The organism is Streptomyces sp. NPDC005402 (assembly GCF_040606575.1).
Classification (GTDB): domain Bacteria; phylum Actinomycetota; class Actinomycetes; order Streptomycetales; family Streptomycetaceae; genus Streptomyces.
The window spans coordinates 42,877-59,110 of sequence record NZ_JBEXFB010000002.1; the positions used below are offsets into that span (position 1 = coordinate 42,877).

Below are 16,234 nucleotides of genomic sequence, written 5' to 3' on the forward strand. Positions count from 1 at the left end.
ACGCCTGGGAGCAGGCGCCCTCTCCATCTGGAGGTGGCGCTGTGACGTACGCCTCGCGATGGTGGCCGCAGAGCCGTCGTGGGAAGCCCTGGCTCCCAGGCGGACCGCGCCTACCATGCCGCTACGAGAAGGGCACCCCCTGAGCGGTTACAGCAAGCACGATGCGGTGCGTCAGGCGCGAGGACGTTCTGTCCGACTTGCTCGAGACCCCCAGCAGCGATCGCGGATCGAGGGACGGTGCGTCCGCTCGTCGCCTACTTCGCGTCCGGCGATGAGGAAGAGATGGCCGTGCGGGTCAGAAGTGGCCGGGCGGGGCCGGCTCAAATGTCTGTTCCGCCCAGATGGTCTTGCCCTGGGTGCTCTGGCGGGTGCCCCAGCGCTGGGTCAGCTGGGCGACGAGGAGCAGGCCGCGGCCGCCCTCGTCGTACGTGCGGGCGCGGCGGAGGTGGGGAGCGGTGTTACTGGCGTCGGAGACCTCGCAGATGAGGGTGTTGTCGTGGATCAGGCGGAGTTGGATCGGAGGTTCCGCATGCCGGATGGCATTGGTGACGAGTTCGCTGACGACCAGCTCGGTGACGAAGGCGGCGTCGTCCAGCCCCCAGGCCTCGACCTGTGCCACCGCGGCCTTGCGGACCCGGGCGACAACGGAAGGGTCGGCCGGGATCTCCCACGTGGCGACCTGGGAGGCGTCGAGTGCGTGGGAGCGGGCGAGGAGCAACGCGACGTCGTCGGCCGGGCGCTGGGGCAGGAGACCGGCGAGCACCGTGCCGCACAGGGCGTCCAGCGAGGGAGCCGGGCGGGCGAGCAGGTGGCAGAGCTGGTCGAGGCCGTCGTCGAAGTCGCGGTCCCGGGACTCGATCAGGCCGTCGGTGTAGAGGGCGAGCAGGCTGCCCTCCGGCAGCTCGATCTCGGCCGCCTCGAAGGGCAGGCCGCCCAGCCCCAACAGGGGGCCGGCCGGAAGGTCGACGAGTTCGGCGGTGCCTTCGAGGCTCACCACGACCGGCCGCGGATGTCCGGCCCCAGGCGAGTGAGCAGCGCCGGGAGATCGGGTCGTAGACGGCGTACAGGCAGGTCGCACCGACCTCGCCGCCCGGCTCCGGGTACCCGTCGGCGGGCTGGGCGCTCTCCTGCTCGGTGGACAGGCGAGCGACCAGGTCGTCGAGGTGGGTGAGCAGTTCGTCGGGGGGCAGGTCGATGTCGGCGAGGGTGCGGACGGCCGTACGCAGACGGCCCATGGTCGCGGAGGCGTGGATGCCGTGGCCGACGACGTCGCCGACGACCAGGGCCACCCGCGCCCCGGACAGCGGGATCACGTCGAACCAGTCGCCCCCCACACCGGCGTGCCCGCCGGCCGGGATGTAGCGGGAGGCGACCTCCACCGCCGCCTGCTCGGGCAGCCGCTGCGGCAACAGGCTGCGCTGCAGGGTCACGGCCGTACTGCGTTCTCGGGTGTAGCGGAGGGCGTTGTCGATGCAGATGGCGGCTCTGGCCACCAGCTCCTCGGCCAGCACCAGGTCGTCCTGCTGGAAGGTCTCGGGGTGCTGGTAGCGGATGAAGACGGCGACGCCCAGAGTGGTACCGCGTGCCGTCAGGGGCACGGTCATCACCGAGTGGACGCCGAGTCCGTAGACGCGGGACATGCGGGCAGGGGCACGGGCGATCCACTCAGCGATCGCGGCATCGGTCATCTCGTGCCGCGAGGCCCGTCCGGACCGGAGGCTCTCGACCGGTGCGGAGCCATCCGGATACCCGTCCACATCACCCGGGTCGACGACCGCCTCCGGGATGCCCGGAGTCACGGACTGGTGGGCGACGCGCCGCAGCACAAGATGGCCGGTCGCCAACACGCCTGCCGGGGGCGGCTCGTGCAGGCCGTCCAGGGAGGTCAGCAGGTCGACGCTGACGAAGTCGGCGAGTTCCGGGACCACGACGTCCGCCAGCTCCTGCGCCGTCCGCATCACATCGAGGGTGGTGCCGATGCGCCGGCCCGCCTCGGCGATCAGCTGGAGCCGCTTGCGTGCCCAGTACTGCTCCGTGATGTCGCGCGCGGTGTGGCAGACGCCGCGCAGTTCGCCCGCCCGGTCCCGCAGCGGCGACAGAACGGTCGACCAGGCGTGCTCGCGCCTCTCACCGGGGGCGCGCAGAAAGTGCTCCCGGTACTGCGGCTCGCCGGTCTCCAGCACACGAACCAGGCCCTGTGCCAGCTGATCAGCGTCCGGGCTGTCCCATATCTCGTCGAGGTGCAGTCCGCGCACGTCGTCCTCGGTGAGGCCCATGATCTGTTCCGTGCCCTCGTTGACCCGCCGCACCAGGAGACTGGTGTCGTACAGCGCCAACGCACAGGACGGGGCCTGGGCGAAGCTCCAGCTCACGAGGGCGTCGTCGGAAGGATGGGGCTGCTGCGCGGCCAGGGCGGACACCAGGAACCACTCGCTGGCACCGGTCTCCTGTGTCCTGTGGTGCGCGAGGACCTTGATCTCCAGCCGCCGGCCGTCACGGTGCCGGACGGAGAGCTTCCCGTGCCATCTCGGCAGCTCCGCGAGGGATCGCAGGTCCTGCGCGGGGATCGGCTCAGCCAGCTGATCGGCCGCTGATCGCCCCACGGTCTGAGCAGCCGAGTACCCCAGCAACTGCTCGGCCCCCGCGTTCCACCCGGTCACAGTGGCGTGCTCATCGACGGTGACGCACGCCGTGAGCGCCTCGCGATCCGCCCCTGCGAGCGGCCGCATCGACGGGTCAGCGGCGATGCGCTCGTCCATGATCGCTCATCTCGCTCTCACGGAGATCCACTGTCTGCGATCCGCGGTCCGCGCATACCGCGGGCAGCGGATCGTTGAACGTAAGCCATTATCCTCCTGTCCTGCGGCTCGATCCAAGAGTGCCCCAGCGGGACAACAGATGGCCGCTGGGAAGCGGCCTACGACGGCGCGAAGGCCGCCACGTTGCCGGACGGCCTCACGACGGCCCTGACCGCCGACCCGGCCGCGGCGGAGTGCTTCGAGACACTGGACCGGCGGAACCGCTAGGCGATCCTGCACCGGATCCAGGACTCCACGAAGGCCGAGACCCGGGCACGCCGGATCGAAAAGTACGTAGGGATGCTGGCGAAGGGCGAGAAGCTGCACCCACTCCCAGCGCGGCTGCGGCCCCGGCAGCAGTCACCACCACTGCCCGGGACGGCGCCCCGGTACTCGTCGCACCGGGGTCACCGTTGCACGCGGTCAAACGCGGCCACTTACAGGTAGTACCAGGTCACGTTCACGTCCTGACCACCGAGGCCGTACGACTCGATGGCCACTGTCATGACCGGGTTGCCCTTGGTCTTGCCGCCGACGTAGAAGCACTTGACGTACTGGAAGCCGTCCTTGGGCGGGCAGGACTGGTCCGAGCGGTAAGCGACCTTCTTGCCTTCGATCGTGTGTACCGAGGCGGCCGCGAGATGAAAGCCGTCCCAGTACGAGTCGGAACCCGCGGCGTTGCAGTCGGTGATGGCGCTGGCCACCCTGCTGTTGTTGTACCAGGCGGTCGCGGCGCAGTTGTGATGCCGAGGAGATCGCTGGACGACAACGGGCCGTCAGCTTCCAGGGGGCGCAAGAAGGCGCCAGGCCACAGGCCTGGCGCCTTGTGCAGGACGTAGGTCGACGCTCGCGCGCCAAGCGACCGATTCCTGCGGGAGAAATTGGGATTACAGGTAGTACCAGTCCACTGCCACGTCCTCGCCGCCGTATCCGGAATCGATGATGGACACGGTGATGACCGGGTTGCCCTTGGTCTTGCCGCCGACGTACCAGCACTTGATGTACTGGGAGCCGCGCTGCTTCGGGCAACTCTGGTTCGAGCGGTAGCCGACCTTTTTGCCGTTGATGTTCTGGGTGTCGGCGCCCAGGAGATGCGAGCCGTCCCAATAGGAGTCGGATCCGGCGCCGTCGCAGGCGGTGAGCTTGGACCCCGTCGAGTCGTCGCCCGTCGAACCCGCAGCAGGCTGAGTGCCGTTGTAGTAATGGGTGGAGGCGCAGTTCGCCAACCGCTTCACCTGCGTCGCACGCCAGCTGAAGTCGCCGCTCCACTTCACCTGCGGGTCCGCCAGGGCCGTTCCGGCGGTGATGCCGAGCACGAGCGTCACGCCGGTCACCACCGTGCCGATGCGGGCCGCGAGCTGAGTTGCGGGTGAGCGCCCCGAAGTCGCTGTTGCCATAGTCCTGCTCTTTCCTGCGGGGGAACCGATAGCTGAGAGAGAGGGTGTCTGGCCTGGTGAGCGCCCGCATGACGTGATGGTGATTCACCCATTACGAGTTGATCTTTTTCCGGCCGGCCCAGGCGTGAGGCCCCGTTGCCCAGACCTTTAACCTCGCTCCCTCAGCGGGCGTGAGCGCATGTGTCGGCGAGCGCCGGTCGCCGACCTTGGGCGGGCGGTTACTCCGTCAGCGCGCCCACGGCCCGGTCGAGCAGGGCAGCGAGGGAATGGGGCCGCCGTGCGGTGGCCAAACTGCTTGATCAGGAGTCGTGCGCCACGGCGGCGGTCGGGCAGTGTGTCACCGACATCGATGAGGCGCGGTCCCTGGGCACGGATCTGTACCACGCGCATGATCTCGATGTCCTCGGCGACCGGACCCGCTTCGCTCTGCGACTCGCGGCGGTCCGTGTCGGGGCGCTCTCGGGGGGTGGCTGTCGTACGACACCGAGGTCCGGGTCGAGGCGGCCGCGCCGGAGTCCGCCTACCAGGTCAACGTGGCCTGCACCGGCAGCGTGCTGACCTGGTCGGGCGAGGACCGGGTGGTCTGGCTGCGGTAGTCGATCTTGTTCATGGCAGTCGGGGACACGGCGCCCTCGCGGGCTCATCGCTGATCCGGCTCACGTGAGGCGTCGCAGGATGCGGTCCTTGCCGCGGGTGTAGGGCGGGGTGGCCACGCCCAGCGTGTCCGGCTTGAGCGGCTTGTCGAGGACAGACTTGATGTGACTGAAGGTGTCCAGGGAGTACGAGCCGTGGTAGCGGCCCATGCCGCTCTCACCGACGCCGCCGAAGGGCAGGTCGAGCACGCTGAGCTGGAGGAGCGAGAGGCCGAAGACCAGGCCGCCGGAGGACGTCTCCGCGGTCAGGCGCCGCTTGGAGCGCTTGGACGCGGTGAAGGCGTACAGGGCCAGCGGCTTGTCCCGACCGGTGATGAAAGCGATCGCGGCGTCCAGGTCCGGGACCTGGACGATGGGCAGGATGGGGCCGAAGATCTCGTCGCGCATCACCGCGGAGTCGGGGTCGACGTCGGCCAGCACGGTCGGGGCGATGTAGCGGTCGTCGCGGTCGTGGTCGCCGCCCACGACGGTCCGGCCGTCCTCCAGCAGGCCGGCCAGCCGGTCGAAGTGGCGCTCGTTGACGATGCGGCCGTAGTCGTTGCTGCGAGCCGGATCGGTGCCGTACATCTCGCGGATCGCCTGCGTCAGGTGGGCCTCTATCTCGGCTCCCGCCTCACCTATCGCCAGCACGTAGTCGGGTGCGACGCAGGTCTGGCCCGCGTTCATGAACTTGCCCAGGGCGATGCGGCGGGCGGCCGTCGCGAGGTCGGTGCCGGGTTCGACGACGGCGGGGCTCTTGCCGCCCAGCTCCAGGGTGACCGGGGTGAGATGGCGGGCCGCGGCGGTCATGACGATGCGCCCCACCGCGCCGTTGCCGGTGTAGAAGATGTGGTCGAAGCGCTGCTCAAGCAGGGCGGTCGTCTCCGGCACGCCTCCCTCGACGACGGCCACGGCCTGCGGGTCCAGGACCCGGGGCAGCCAGTGGGCGAGCACGGCCGAGGTCGCGGGGGCGACCTCGCTGGGCTTGAGGACGACGGCGTTGCCTGCGGCCAGGGCACCGATGACCGGCGCGAGCGCCAGATTGACCGGGTAGTTCCAGGGGGCGATGACCAGCACGACACCCAGCGGCTCACGCACGGTCCAGGCCCGGGACGGCATCAGCGACAGGGGCACGGAGACCCTCTTCGGACGCAGCCACCGGTCGAGATGACTCAGGGTGTGGTCGATCTCCCTGACCAGGAAGCCGATCTCCGCCATGTGGGACTCGGTCGCGCTCTTGCCGAGGTCGGTCTGCAGTGCCTGCGCGAATACCTCCTCGTGCTCCGTCAGCAGACGCCTCAACGCCTGCAGCTGCTGCTTGCGCCAGGCGACGGGCTTGGTGCGGCCGGTGTTGAACGTGGCCCGCAGTCGCGCGACGGTCTCCGCGGCAGGGGCCGCCGTAACGGTGATGTCCGGCTGACCGCCGGTGGGTGCGTTGGTCGTCATGCCCAGGAGCATATACGAAACGAAAGCCTTTCGTTTCGTTTGCTTGTATCATTGGTCGTGTGACCTACCCCACCGTTACTGAACGTTCCGTGCGGCAGCCCGACCAGACAGTCCGCTCGGCCGTCCATGCATCCCGCCGGATCTCTTCGGGAGCAGCCCGATGACCGGTACGCAGGCACGTCGGGGGCGTCCCCGCGATGCCTCTCGCGACCGCGCGCTGCTGGACGCGACTCTCGCCGTTCTCACCGAGAGTGGTTACGGCGGGCTCACCACCGCCGCCGTCGCGACCCGCGCCGGAGTGTCCACCGCCACCCTCTACCGGCGCTGGCCGTCCAAAGAGGTCATGGTCGTCGACGCCGCCGCCGCGTACGCCAAGGAACTGACGTCGCAGCCGGACACCGGCACACTCGAAGGTGACCTGGGTGCCCTGCTCCGGGACAAGGCGGCCTCCCTGACCGGCAACGAGGGAGGGGTACTGCGCACTCTGATCGGCGAGGCCGCGTACAGCCCCTCCCTGGCCGAGGCCCTCACCAACGCCTTCATGCTGCCCGTGCGCCAACGCATGGAGGAGATAACGCAACGTGCCGTGGACCGGGGCGAGATCCCGCCGGTGGAGCACGCCGACCTGCTCGGCGACCTGGTGATCGGTCCCATGATGAGCAGGTTCTTCCTCACTCCCCTGCCGCCGAACCAGGTCGACCCCGCCATCGCCGCGGAGACCGCCGACTCCATGGTGTTCTTTCTTTTGCGCGCCTTCGGACACCAGAGGCAAGGCACGGTGGCGAGCGATAAGTAGCTGACCGGCTGGCAGCTCTTCGAGGAGGACCACGAGCGGGCCGACAGGAAGACGCATGGGACGGGTGACGCGCACGGCTCGCCGGGTCAGCGGCCTCGAAGGCGGCTGGAGCCGGCGGGCGCGGTCCGTCAGCCGGGCGTGCTCGTCGGTCAGTTCCTGGGCGGCGTAGGCGGTGCTCGCCTAGACCCCGTGGCGGCGCGTGTCGACTGGGCGCGGACGTCCGTGAGGCAGCGGCCTTCATCACCCACGGGAAGCGTTCCAGCCCGTCGTCTACGACGCCGTAACGTCCGTCGGCGACCATCCGCGTCAGAGTCTTCAGGTGCGCTGCCGCATGCGGATTCCCGGCCAGGTCCGTGCCCTTCGGGTTGTGCGGCGCCGGTCCACCAGGAACTTCACGCACACCTCCGCCGCACACCTCCGCCACGTCGCGGCCGACTGCGGTCACCTTCTCGAAGATCATGTACGTCTGCTCGTACGCGGAGAGGCTGACGAAGACCTCCAGACCGCCCTGGACCCGCCGCCGCGGCCATCCGGCTGACGGCGGCTTCGGGGGCAGGGTGATGAGTCAGTTGTCCAGGAAGCTCAGAATGTGATCAGCGACCTGCTTGGGCTGTTCGAGGTGCAGGAAGTGTCCGGCACGGGGTACGACGACGCGTTCAAGGCCGTTCTTGAACACGGCGTCCATGCCGTCGCTCACCTCCACGGAAAAGCAGTTGTCGTCGGCCCCGTGGAGGTACAGCGACGGGACGGTGATGGCACCGCTCGCCCGGACCTCCAGCGCTCGCGCCGCCTCGTCGAGGGGAGGTGAGAACAACTGACGGTAGTAGCCCAGGATCTCGGTCAGGACTCCTGGCGCACGGAGGGTTTCCTTGAGCGCGGCACGTTCCGCATCCGCCAGCTCGTAGCCGGGCGACCACTCCCGCCAGAGCCGGTCGATGAAGGCGAAGTCGTCGAATTCGACGGCCGACTCCGCAAGGGCCGTCTGGAAGAAGAACATGTACCAGCTGCGTCGCTGCTGGTCACCGTCCGTGAGCCAGGCGGTTCGCAGTTGCGGCCCGTACGGAACCGCCATGCCGACAAGCTTGCGGACGCGTGTCGCGTCCAGGCTCGCCGCCGCGTACGCCGCCCGGGCGCCGAGATCGTGACCGATGAGATCCGCCCGATCACGCCCGAGCGCTTCGATCAGGTCCAGGACATCCTGCCCGGTCGCTGACGCGCGATAGGAGCCGTCGGGCGCCGCGCCATCCGGCCAGTATCCGCGCTGTGCGGGAGCGACCGCCCAGTAGCCGCCCTGGGCGAGGCGGTCGAGCATCCCTGCCCAGGAGTCTGCATGGTCGGGAAAACCGTGGAGGCACAGGACGAGCGGGCCGCTGCCGGCCTCCAGGATCGGAACCTCCAGACCGCCTGCCTGAATCGTCCGGCGACGGATACCGTCACCGGCGGAGAACCCACCTGTCGTCGGGTCCTCGCCGGACGAATGCGTCGGCGGTCGCTGTGTCTCGGATGCCATGCGTTCAACCTCTCCAGGCCGCTGTCGCGGCGTCACGGGCCGCCAGGCCCGGACCGAGTGATGGGTCCTGACGTCATCGAGCGGGGTCACGACGACGTCATGCGGGTCAGGCTTTCGCCGGAGCCGTCCCGGGAGGCAACAACCGTATGACGTTCGCTTATTTCAGCACAAGCGAAAGCCGTGCCCGCCATCGCAAGGAGCAGACCCACCGCGCCGAGTTCCGCTGGAGAACCCCACCGGGCGACCGACTTGGGCGACTTTTACAACCCGCTGGTACGGACACGCTGACGCGCCCGGTGGGCACGCAGGTTCTCAGGGTTGCCGCAGGTCTTGGTGGAGTGCCATACACCGCTGTTATTGCGGGAGCGGTCGAAGAACGCCGTCGTGCAGCGCGTATTACGGCAGATCTTGAGTCGGCGCCAGGTGTCCGCCTGCTGAGCCTGGAACACCTCGAGGAGCACCAGGGCGGCCACATACCGCCAGCCCTGACCGCGAGGCTCCAGGACGGCCCGGCCGGTGCGGTCCACCCGCACCGCCGCGGCCGCGACATGAACGGCCGGCGCTACGGTCTGGTCGTCGGTGTCCATGCCGTCTTCGTCTCGTGAGGCGAGAAGCCGCCGCAACTCTGCACGCAGGCCGCGCAACTCCTCGAGATCACTCTCGGCGAGAGATACCTGTGCGGCGACCTGCCCCCTCTCGCGCGCCCAGCATTCCAGCGCCTGATCGACCCACGCCTGCGCGTCGGAGAGGCCGTCCAGGAGATCCGCCGCACGGGGTCGGCCGGCGGAAATGGTGTTGAGCAGGTCGTGCACGAGCGCCAGCCCGACCGGCGCCGGCTCGACCTCGTACCGCGTGGACGCGGACCACACCATGACCACGCCTCCCTCTCGCTGACCGTCCGGCTCTACCGACATGACCGTGACCGTTTGGCCACTGGCTCAGGGTACGACATCTCGTCCCCTTGAAGTGAAAGGAGCTAAAGGCGTAAGGTTCTTTCATCTTGATTGGTGACGCAGCCACAGGAAGGGTGTCGCTCATGAGCTCGTCCGACCCCCGGAGCGCCCAGGAGGCTCCCCTGCCACCGCGGGACCGGGCGGCAGGACAGGCCGAGGTCTGCCCCTGCGGGGTCTGCCGTACATCCCGCAGGCCGCCGCACCGCACCCGGCCATCACCACGACCCGCGGCTACGGCGGAGTGGTCCGCGGAGCCCGCGTTCTGCTGTTCGCCGACCTCTTCGCCGAGTCGGCTACGCCGATCGCCGCAACGTGCCGCGTGCCAGGCACCCACCCCGCACGCAGGCCGCGGTCGACTGCTGCCCTCATGATCGTCGGCCACGGCGATCACCTCATCGCCACCGACCTCGCGCTGACGGCCCACGAACGAGCCCTGGAACCCGAGCGGCTGACGTTCATCGGCGGTGGCCACTTCGCCCCGTGCAGCACGCAGTCCCCCATAGCCGCGCAGTCCGCCTCGGACTGGTCCGGCAAGCACCTCACCTGACCGACGGCGACCCCGTCCGCACTGTCCCGAGCCAAGGAAGTCCCATGTCCGTTCTCACCCACTCCCTCGACGGCGACGTCGCCACGATCGTCCTCGACAACCCCCCGCAGAACCGCTTGGCACCCGAGTTCACCCAGGAACTCAGCGAAGCCGTCGACGCCATCACCCGCAGCCCGGCCCGCGCCGTCCTACTGCGGGCCGAGGGACCCGACTTCAGCTACGGCGGCGACTTCCGGCCCTGGCTCGACGCCGACCGCACCAGCCTTCGAGCCGACTTCGACCAGATCATGAGCGTGATCAACCGGTTCGAACAGCTCCGGCTCCCGGTCGTGGCCGCGGTCCAGGGGCTGTGCTTCGGCGGCGGCTTCGAACTCGCCCTGCGCGCCGACATCATCCTCGCCGGCGAGAGCGCCCGCTTCGGCCATCCCGAGCAGTCGCTCGGCATCGTCACCCTCCTCGGCGGAATCCATCGTGTGGCCGAACGGGCCGGCCGGGCCCGCGCCTACGAATGGGCACTGACCTCCGAGCAGGTACCCGCCACGGTCATGGCCGAGGCCGGCGTCATCAACCGCGTCGTCCCCGACGCCGAACTGCGCTCCGAAGCCGAGGCCTTCACCCGGAAGATCGCCCAGGGCCCCACTCGGGCCCACGTCGTGCACAAGGCGTTGCTGCGCGCCTGGGCCACCGGCGGCATCCCGTCCGCCGACCAGCAGCTGTTCGACCTCGCCGTCCCCCTCTACGAGACCGAGGACGTCAAGGACGGCCTGGCCTCCGCCGCCAAGGCCCTCAAGGAGGGCCTCCCCCGCCCCGTACTGCCCTTCAAGGGCCGCTGACCCCCAGCTCTCCCCCCACACTCACCACCAAGGGACACCACATGATCATCGACTCGGCCGATCTGGACGCGAAGTCCGCCTACAAGCTGCTCATCGGCAGTGTCATTCCTCGCCCCATCGCCTGGGTGAGCACCCTGTCCACCGAAGGCGTGGGCAACCTGGCCCCCATCTCCTTCTTCACGGTCGTCGGGCGCAAGCCGCCCCGGATCTCGCTGTCGATCCAGCCGCGCTCGGACGGCGTCACGCTCAAGGACAGCTTCGTCAACATCCGGGACACCGGCGAGTTCGTCACCAACATGGCCACCCTGCCGCAGATCAACGGGCTCAACCGCAGCGCCTTCGAGTTCGAGCCCGATGTCGACGAGTTCGATGCGGTCGGGCTGGAGAAGGTGCCGTCCGAAGCCGTTCGTCCGCCGCGTATCAAGGGCGCGCCCGTCGCGTTCGAGTGCACCGTCGAGCACATCTTCTCGTCGCCCGACGGGCTCAACAACGTCGTCTGGGGCAACGTGGTGCGCTTCTACGTCCGTGATGACCTCTATGTGGGCGGCCGGATCGACTTCGGTGCCATCGCTCCGGTGGGACGACTCGCCGCCGAATACACCGTCGTGGACAACGCGTTCGAGACGCCGCTCGACGCGGAAGTGGTCCAGGAGCGCGCCAGTCGCCGAATGCTGCGTCTGGACCGCAAGGACGCGCACTACTCACCGATCGACACGCCCGCCTGGTCGCCGTCCGGCTCCACCACGACACTCGACTAGACCGCCAGGACGTGACGAGGTGACACCCCTCAGGGGTCCGGCAGCCCGCCTGTCCAGCACCCCGCGTCCGGTGCGGACCGCGCCGACCCGCCGGTGTGTCACCTCGCCCCCGTCCGCTCAATTGCTTCTGACGTCATAAGCGGCTGGTTCAGCAAGCCCGTCACTGCCTGCTTCACCCGCCCGACCGCGCAGCCGCCCACCAGAACGGCTCCGAGTCACCCGTTCTCGGCGAGGAGAGCACGTGTCACGGAAGAACTCTTCCACGAAGCCAGACGAACCCAGAGACGACTCCGCGTACGACTACGACGTAATCGTCGTCGGCTCCGGCTTCGGCGGATCCGTAACCGCCCTCCGGCTCACCGAAAAGGGCTATCGCGTAGGCGTGTTGGAAGCGGGCCGCAGGTTCACCGCTGACTCACTGCCCAAGAACTCCTGGGACGTCAGGAACTACCTCTGGGCACCCAGGCTCGGCCTGTACGGCATCCAGCGCATCCACCCGCTGGGCAACGTGGTGGTGCTGGCCGGGGCCGGGGTCGGGGGCGGTTCCCTCAACTACGCCAACACCTTGTACGAACCGCCGAAGCAGTTCTTCGACGACCCGCAGTGGAAGGACATCACCGACTGGGAAGGAGAGTTGAAGCCGTACTACGACCAGGCCCGGCGCATGCTCGGGGTGCGGCTCAACCCGACGACGACCTCGGCCGACGTTCACCTGCACGCGGTCGCCGAACGGATGGGCGTGGGCGACACCTTCCACATGGCCCCCGTGGGGGTCTTCTTCGGCGACGGCCAGGACGCCGACGGGACGGCGAAGGCCAAACCGGGCGAGGAGGTGGCCGACCCGTACTTCGGTGGCGTCGGCCCGGCCCGCAAGGCCTGTGTCGAGTGCGGTGAGTGCATGACGGGCTGCCGCCGCGGCGGGAAGAACAGCCTCAACGAGAACTACCTCTATCTCGCCGAGCAGGCGGGCGCCGTCGTCCACCCCATGACGACCGTCGTCTCGATCACGGACGATTCGCCGGACGGGTACACGGTCAGGACCCGGCCGACGGACCGGAAACGCAAAAGCGCCGGCCGTACTTTCCGGGCGCGGAACGTCGTCATCGCGGCCGGCACGTACGGTACGCAGACGTTGCTGCACCGGATGAGGACGGGCGGCCAACTTCCGCACATATCCGAGCGACTGGGTGATCTGACCCGCACCAACTCGGAAGCCCTGGTGAGCGCGCACGCAGACGTCCGGCGCCACCACAAGGTCGGCGGAGGGCAGAGCGCCGACTTCACGCGCGGTGTGGCGATCACGTCTTCGATCCACCCCGACGAGAACACCCACATCGAGCCCGTCCGCTATGGCAAGGGATCGAACGCGATGGGTGCCGGGTTCGTCCTGCAAGTCCCGTACGCCGAGGGCTCGTCGAGGTTCCTGGGCTGGCTGGTCAACGTGGCGAAGCACCCGGTGCTCATGGCCCGCTCGCTCTCCAACCGCCGTTGGTCCGAGCGGACGATCATCGGTCTGGTCATGCAGTCGCTGGACAACTCGCTCACGACCCATCTGAAGCCGAAGGGCGTGGGGAAAGGACTGCTGCTGGCTTGTCAGGGTCATGGGGCGCCCAACCCCAAACAGATCAAGGCGGCTTCGGAAGCCGCCTCGGTCATCGCCGCCGAGGTCGACGGCTTCGCGGGCAGTAACGTGGGCGAGCTGATGGGCATGCCGGTCACCGCGCACTTCCTGGGCGGCTGCCCCATCGGGGACAGTCCTGAGACCGGCGTGATCGACCCGTACCACCGGCTCTACGGACACCCTGGCATCTCGATCGTCGATGGAGCGGCCATCTCCGCCAACCTCGGAGTCAACCCGTCCCTCACGATCACGGCCCAGGCCGAGCGCGCGATGTCGGCCTGGCCCAACAAGGGCGAGGAGGACCCGCGCCCAGCGCAGGGAGAGGCCTACAACCGCCTGACTCCTGTGCCGCCCCAAAGCCCGGCAGTCCCGTCCGATGCATTCGGCGCCCTGAAGTTGCCCTTCCTGGGGATGCCGACAGTTCCGCCGAAGAGGTAGCCACCGCGCCGCGCCTCCTGAGCAGGGGCTCGGACGGACACGGGATGCCGTGGGCGTTGACCAGGCCCACAGCGGGCTCGCGGGCGCTTGTTGCAGGCCGGCCGCTGCGGCAGCTACGAAGAAATCCTGTGCGATCAAGCATGCGGGAAGCGCAGCCGGCGGGGCCTCGCAGGTAAACCCGGCATCGCCTGGGCCGACGCCGAAGTCACCAGCTCGGCATCGGGCAACCGCGGCGGGCGCCACCGCGATGTCTCCACACGGTCATCTACATGCACGTGAAGCGCCGTCAAGAGTGGGCCGGATCAGTCGCGAGGTGCGTCGACGCACGCCTGCACTGTCGAGCAGGACTCCCACGGTGGGCCCGATGAGCCCAGCCAGATTCTCGGCCCTGGTGCTCGCGCGGGCTACGGCGCCGTCGAAGGTGAGGCTGAGCTGCCTGGCCAACAGGTCGGGATCGCTCGCCCCACCCCGTTTGGCCTCGGTACGGAAGAAGGCCGTCATATTCCCCTTGGCCCGGCGGACCACCTGGCTTGCGGGATGACCCTCATCCTTGAGTTCGATCTGTACGGCAAGGTAGCGGCAGCCTCGGAATTCCGGAGCGCCCGCCTGGGACTCCACTTGCTCGAACACGTGCAGGATCCGTTCACGCGGCGGGCGACCATCGTCCGCCGCGGGCAGGAGTCGCGCCGCGAAGGCGGTGATGCGTTCCTCCAGGCTCGCCGTCAGGAGTTCGTCCTTGCTTTCGAAGAGCTGGTACATGGAACGCTTCGACACCCCTGCGGCCTTGCACAGCACGTCGACGCCGACGCCGACGCCTTCTTGGTAGGTGAGCGTGGCGGCTGCCTCCAACAGGCGCTCGCGGGGAGTCGCCTTCGCCTGAGTTGTCATTGTTAGAGGTCAACTCCATTCCGACGAAAGGAAATCCGATCGGTTTCCAGGGTGGAGCTCGGATGATGGCCGGGGCCAGGCTTCATGGCCGTAGGGCATCTGGGTCCGAACGGAGGGCTCGGCGGCGGCTGCGTGAGTACCGCCGCCGAGCCCTTGGGGTGTGCACGCCTCCCGTCCCCACGAAGCGACGCGCACTGAGGGCCACTCCGCACAATGGCCCCGTCTTGGTGTACGTGAGTACGGTCCGCTACGCCTTGACGGCAGGCTCCTCGGGCTTCGCCTCCGCGGCGGCGGTGCGGTGCAGCCCCTTGCGGTCGTACCAGTTCGTCGTACCGAAGCCGAACAGTGCGGCTGCCGCGAGGCCGACGGCCATCATGACCCAGCCCCGGGTCAGGCCCGCGTCGCCCTGGGCGTCGTAGTAGAGGATCGAGCGCACGCCGCCGGTGATCTGCCGCAGCGGCTCGAACTCCGCGAGGAAGCGGTAGAAGCCGGGCAGCGACTCGATCGGGGTGGTGGCGCCGGCCGTCGGTACGGCCATCGCGATGAAGACCAGAGTGACCACCAGCATGCCGGGCGTACCGAAGACGGCGAGCAGCGTGAGGGCGCCGATGCCGGAGACGGCGATGGCGGCCACCGAGTACAGCCACAGCAGCGGCAGGTGGGAGGCGTCCATGCCCATGATGCCGATCGCGCCCACCATGACCAGGGTGCCCATCAGCAGGGACAGGGCAGCCATGAGGGTGCTGCTCATGGTGAGGCTTTGCACCCGGGTGGCCCGGATCAGCGGACGGTGGATGCGCAGCGGGCCCATGTCGTTGTGGGTGTAGCCGAGGGCGTGGTCCACCTGTCCGCTGATCACGTTGGCAGCGAGCATGCCGCAGACCACGAGGACGAGCGCGTAGTAGAACGCCGACAGGCCCAGGCCGCTGTGTGAGTCGAGTTGATGCCCGTCCTTGACGGTCACCGCGGCCGGATCGGCCAGCAGGACGCGGGCCGCGGTCGACAGCTCGGCCTGCTGGGCGCCGACCTGCGCGGTCAGCTGCTTGCCCACCTGGAGCGAGGCACCCTCGGCCGCCGTGGTCGTCGCCTGCCGGGCCATGCTCGAACCCACGCTGCCGGCGGACTGGTTGGTCAGCACCGTCAGCTGCGGGCGCACCGGATTCCCGGTTGCCGAGGGTCCGGTCAGCGCGGTGACGGAGGAGGTGAAGTCGGCGGGGACGACGAGCGCACCGTACAGCTTGCCCTTGCCGAGTTCCTCCTTCACCTCCTTCTCATCCATCACCTTCCAGTCGATCTTGCCGCCGCCCGCGGTGGACGTCTTGATCGACCCGGCGATCTGCGCCCCGAGGTTGAGCTGCTTGCCTCCGACGGCGGCCCCCTTGTCGGAGTCGACCAGGCCGACCGGCAGATTCTTGGTATGGCCGGCCGGGTCGACGTTGGGGCCGACATAGAAGATGCCGAACAGGATCGCGAGGACGCCTGTGATGACGCCGCTTGCTATCCAGAGGGGCCTGGCGCGCAGCACGCGGAGGGGGTGGATTCCATTCATGACTTACTCCGGTCTGGACAGCACATATACATAGGGAGGAGACCGGACGGCGCCATTGCGGGCCGGGA

The 16,234-nt window shown here is 68.7% G+C and carries 13 protein-coding genes and 2 pseudogenes; 6 read left to right on the forward strand and 9 right to left on the reverse strand.

Going from position 1 to position 16,234, the window contains the following annotated elements:
* Positions 1–295 precede the first annotated feature (295 nt).
* Complete coding sequence (locus tag ABZT02_RS03425) at positions 296–997, reverse strand: SpoIIE family protein phosphatase (RefSeq protein WP_356013781.1); 702 nt, start codon at positions 995–997, stop codon at positions 296–298.
* 1 nt (position 998) lies between these two features.
* A pseudogene (locus ABZT02_RS03430) lies at positions 999–2,759 on the reverse strand (PAS domain-containing protein); the annotation flags it as partial.
* A gap of 138 nt (positions 2,760–2,897) precedes the next feature.
* Here ABZT02_RS03430 and ABZT02_RS03435 point away from each other — a divergent pair.
* Positions 2,898–3,128, forward strand: a pseudogene (locus ABZT02_RS03435) (YdeI/OmpD-associated family protein); the annotation flags it as partial.
* Between the two features lie 107 nt (positions 3,129–3,235).
* Here ABZT02_RS03435 and ABZT02_RS03440 read toward each other — a convergent pair.
* From ABZT02_RS03440 to ABZT02_RS03450, 3 genes are all read right to left on the reverse strand, one after another.
* Positions 3,236–3,502 carry a hypothetical protein gene (locus ABZT02_RS03440; RefSeq protein ID WP_356013783.1) on the reverse strand — a complete coding sequence of 89 codons (267 nt, stop codon included), beginning with the start codon at positions 3,500–3,502 and terminating at the stop codon, positions 3,236–3,238.
* Positions 3,503–3,685: 183 nt separating this feature from the next.
* Positions 3,686–4,195, reverse strand: a complete 510-nt coding sequence (locus tag ABZT02_RS03445; protein ID WP_356013785.1) for a hypothetical protein — start codon at positions 4,193–4,195, stop codon at positions 3,686–3,688.
* 656 nt (positions 4,196–4,851) lie between these two features.
* A complete protein-coding gene (locus tag ABZT02_RS03450) occupies positions 4,852–6,273 on the reverse strand; it encodes an aldehyde dehydrogenase family protein (RefSeq protein ID WP_356013786.1) in 1,422 nt (473 codons plus the stop codon).
* Between the two features lie 160 nt (positions 6,274–6,433).
* Between ABZT02_RS03450 and ABZT02_RS03455 the strand changes: the two genes are divergently transcribed.
* Positions 6,434–7,069 (forward strand): TetR/AcrR family transcriptional regulator, encoded by a 636-nt coding sequence (locus ABZT02_RS03455; RefSeq protein ID WP_356013788.1) that lies wholly within the window; start codon positions 6,434–6,436, stop codon positions 7,067–7,069.
* Positions 7,070–7,634: 565 nt separating this feature from the next.
* Here ABZT02_RS03455 and ABZT02_RS03460 read toward each other — a convergent pair.
* Together ABZT02_RS03460 and ABZT02_RS03465 are read right to left on the reverse strand one after the other, a co-directional pair.
* Complete coding sequence (locus ABZT02_RS03460) at positions 7,635–8,579, reverse strand: alpha/beta hydrolase (RefSeq protein WP_356013790.1); 945 nt, start codon at positions 8,577–8,579, stop codon at positions 7,635–7,637.
* Positions 8,580–8,839: 260 nt separating this feature from the next.
* Positions 8,840–9,493, reverse strand: a complete 654-nt coding sequence (locus tag ABZT02_RS03465; RefSeq protein ID WP_356013792.1) for a CGNR zinc finger domain-containing protein — start codon at positions 9,491–9,493, stop codon at positions 8,840–8,842.
* 406 nt (positions 9,494–9,899) lie between these two features.
* Between ABZT02_RS03465 and ABZT02_RS03470 the strand changes: the two genes are divergently transcribed.
* From ABZT02_RS03470 to ABZT02_RS03485, 4 genes are all read left to right on the forward strand, one after another.
* On the forward strand, positions 9,900–10,079 hold the full coding sequence (locus tag ABZT02_RS03470) for a hypothetical protein (RefSeq protein WP_356013794.1): 180 nt from the start codon (positions 9,900–9,902) through the stop codon (positions 10,077–10,079).
* A 44-nt stretch (positions 10,080–10,123) separates the two neighbouring features.
* A complete protein-coding gene (locus ABZT02_RS03475; RefSeq protein ID WP_356013796.1) occupies positions 10,124–10,912 on the forward strand; it encodes an enoyl-CoA hydratase/isomerase family protein in 789 nt (262 codons plus the stop codon).
* 41 nt (positions 10,913–10,953) lie between these two features.
* Complete coding sequence (locus tag ABZT02_RS03480) at positions 10,954–11,670, forward strand: flavin reductase family protein (protein ID WP_356013798.1); 717 nt, start codon at positions 10,954–10,956, stop codon at positions 11,668–11,670.
* A 241-nt stretch (positions 11,671–11,911) separates the two neighbouring features.
* Positions 11,912–13,729 (forward strand): GMC family oxidoreductase, encoded by a 1,818-nt coding sequence (locus ABZT02_RS03485; protein WP_356013800.1) that lies wholly within the window; start codon positions 11,912–11,914, stop codon positions 13,727–13,729.
* A gap of 261 nt (positions 13,730–13,990) precedes the next feature.
* On the opposite strand, the gene ABZT02_RS03490 is transcribed toward ABZT02_RS03485, so the two are convergent.
* Positions 13,991–14,617, reverse strand: coding sequence for a TetR/AcrR family transcriptional regulator (locus ABZT02_RS03490; protein WP_356013802.1), 627 nt, complete (start codon positions 14,615–14,617; stop codon positions 13,991–13,993).
* A 247-nt stretch (positions 14,618–14,864) separates the two neighbouring features.
* Complete coding sequence (locus tag ABZT02_RS03495) at positions 14,865–16,166, reverse strand: DUF3533 domain-containing protein (RefSeq protein WP_356013804.1); 1,302 nt, start codon at positions 16,164–16,166, stop codon at positions 14,865–14,867.
* Positions 16,167–16,234 lie beyond the last annotated feature (68 nt).

Excerpts from the sequence above, each read along its gene's own strand:
- ABZT02_RS03445 (WP_356013785.1), bottom strand. The coding sequence starts at position 4,195 with ATGGCAACAGCGACTTCGGGGCGCTCACCCGCAACTCAGCTCGCGGCC.
- ABZT02_RS03450 (WP_356013786.1), bottom strand. The coding sequence starts at position 6,273 with ATGACGACCAACGCACCCACCGGCGGTCAGCCGGACATCACCGTTACG.
- ABZT02_RS03455 (WP_356013788.1), top strand. The coding sequence starts at position 6,434 with ATGACCGGTACGCAGGCACGTCGGGGGCGTCCCCGCGATGCCTCTCGC.
- ABZT02_RS03460 (WP_356013790.1), bottom strand. The coding sequence starts at position 8,579 with ATGGCATCCGAGACACAGCGACCGCCGACGCATTCGTCCGGCGAGGAC.
- ABZT02_RS03465 (WP_356013792.1), bottom strand. The coding sequence starts at position 9,493 with ATGTCGGTAGAGCCGGACGGTCAGCGAGAGGGAGGCGTGGTCATGGTG.
- ABZT02_RS03470 (WP_356013794.1), top strand. The coding sequence starts at position 9,900 with ATGATCGTCGGCCACGGCGATCACCTCATCGCCACCGACCTCGCGCTG.
- ABZT02_RS03475 (WP_356013796.1), top strand. The coding sequence starts at position 10,124 with ATGTCCGTTCTCACCCACTCCCTCGACGGCGACGTCGCCACGATCGTC.
- ABZT02_RS03480 (WP_356013798.1), top strand. The coding sequence starts at position 10,954 with ATGATCATCGACTCGGCCGATCTGGACGCGAAGTCCGCCTACAAGCTG.
- ABZT02_RS03490 (WP_356013802.1), bottom strand. The coding sequence starts at position 14,617 with ATGACAACTCAGGCGAAGGCGACTCCCCGCGAGCGCCTGTTGGAGGCA.
- ABZT02_RS03495 (WP_356013804.1), bottom strand. The coding sequence starts at position 16,166 with ATGAATGGAATCCACCCCCTCCGCGTGCTGCGCGCCAGGCCCCTCTGG.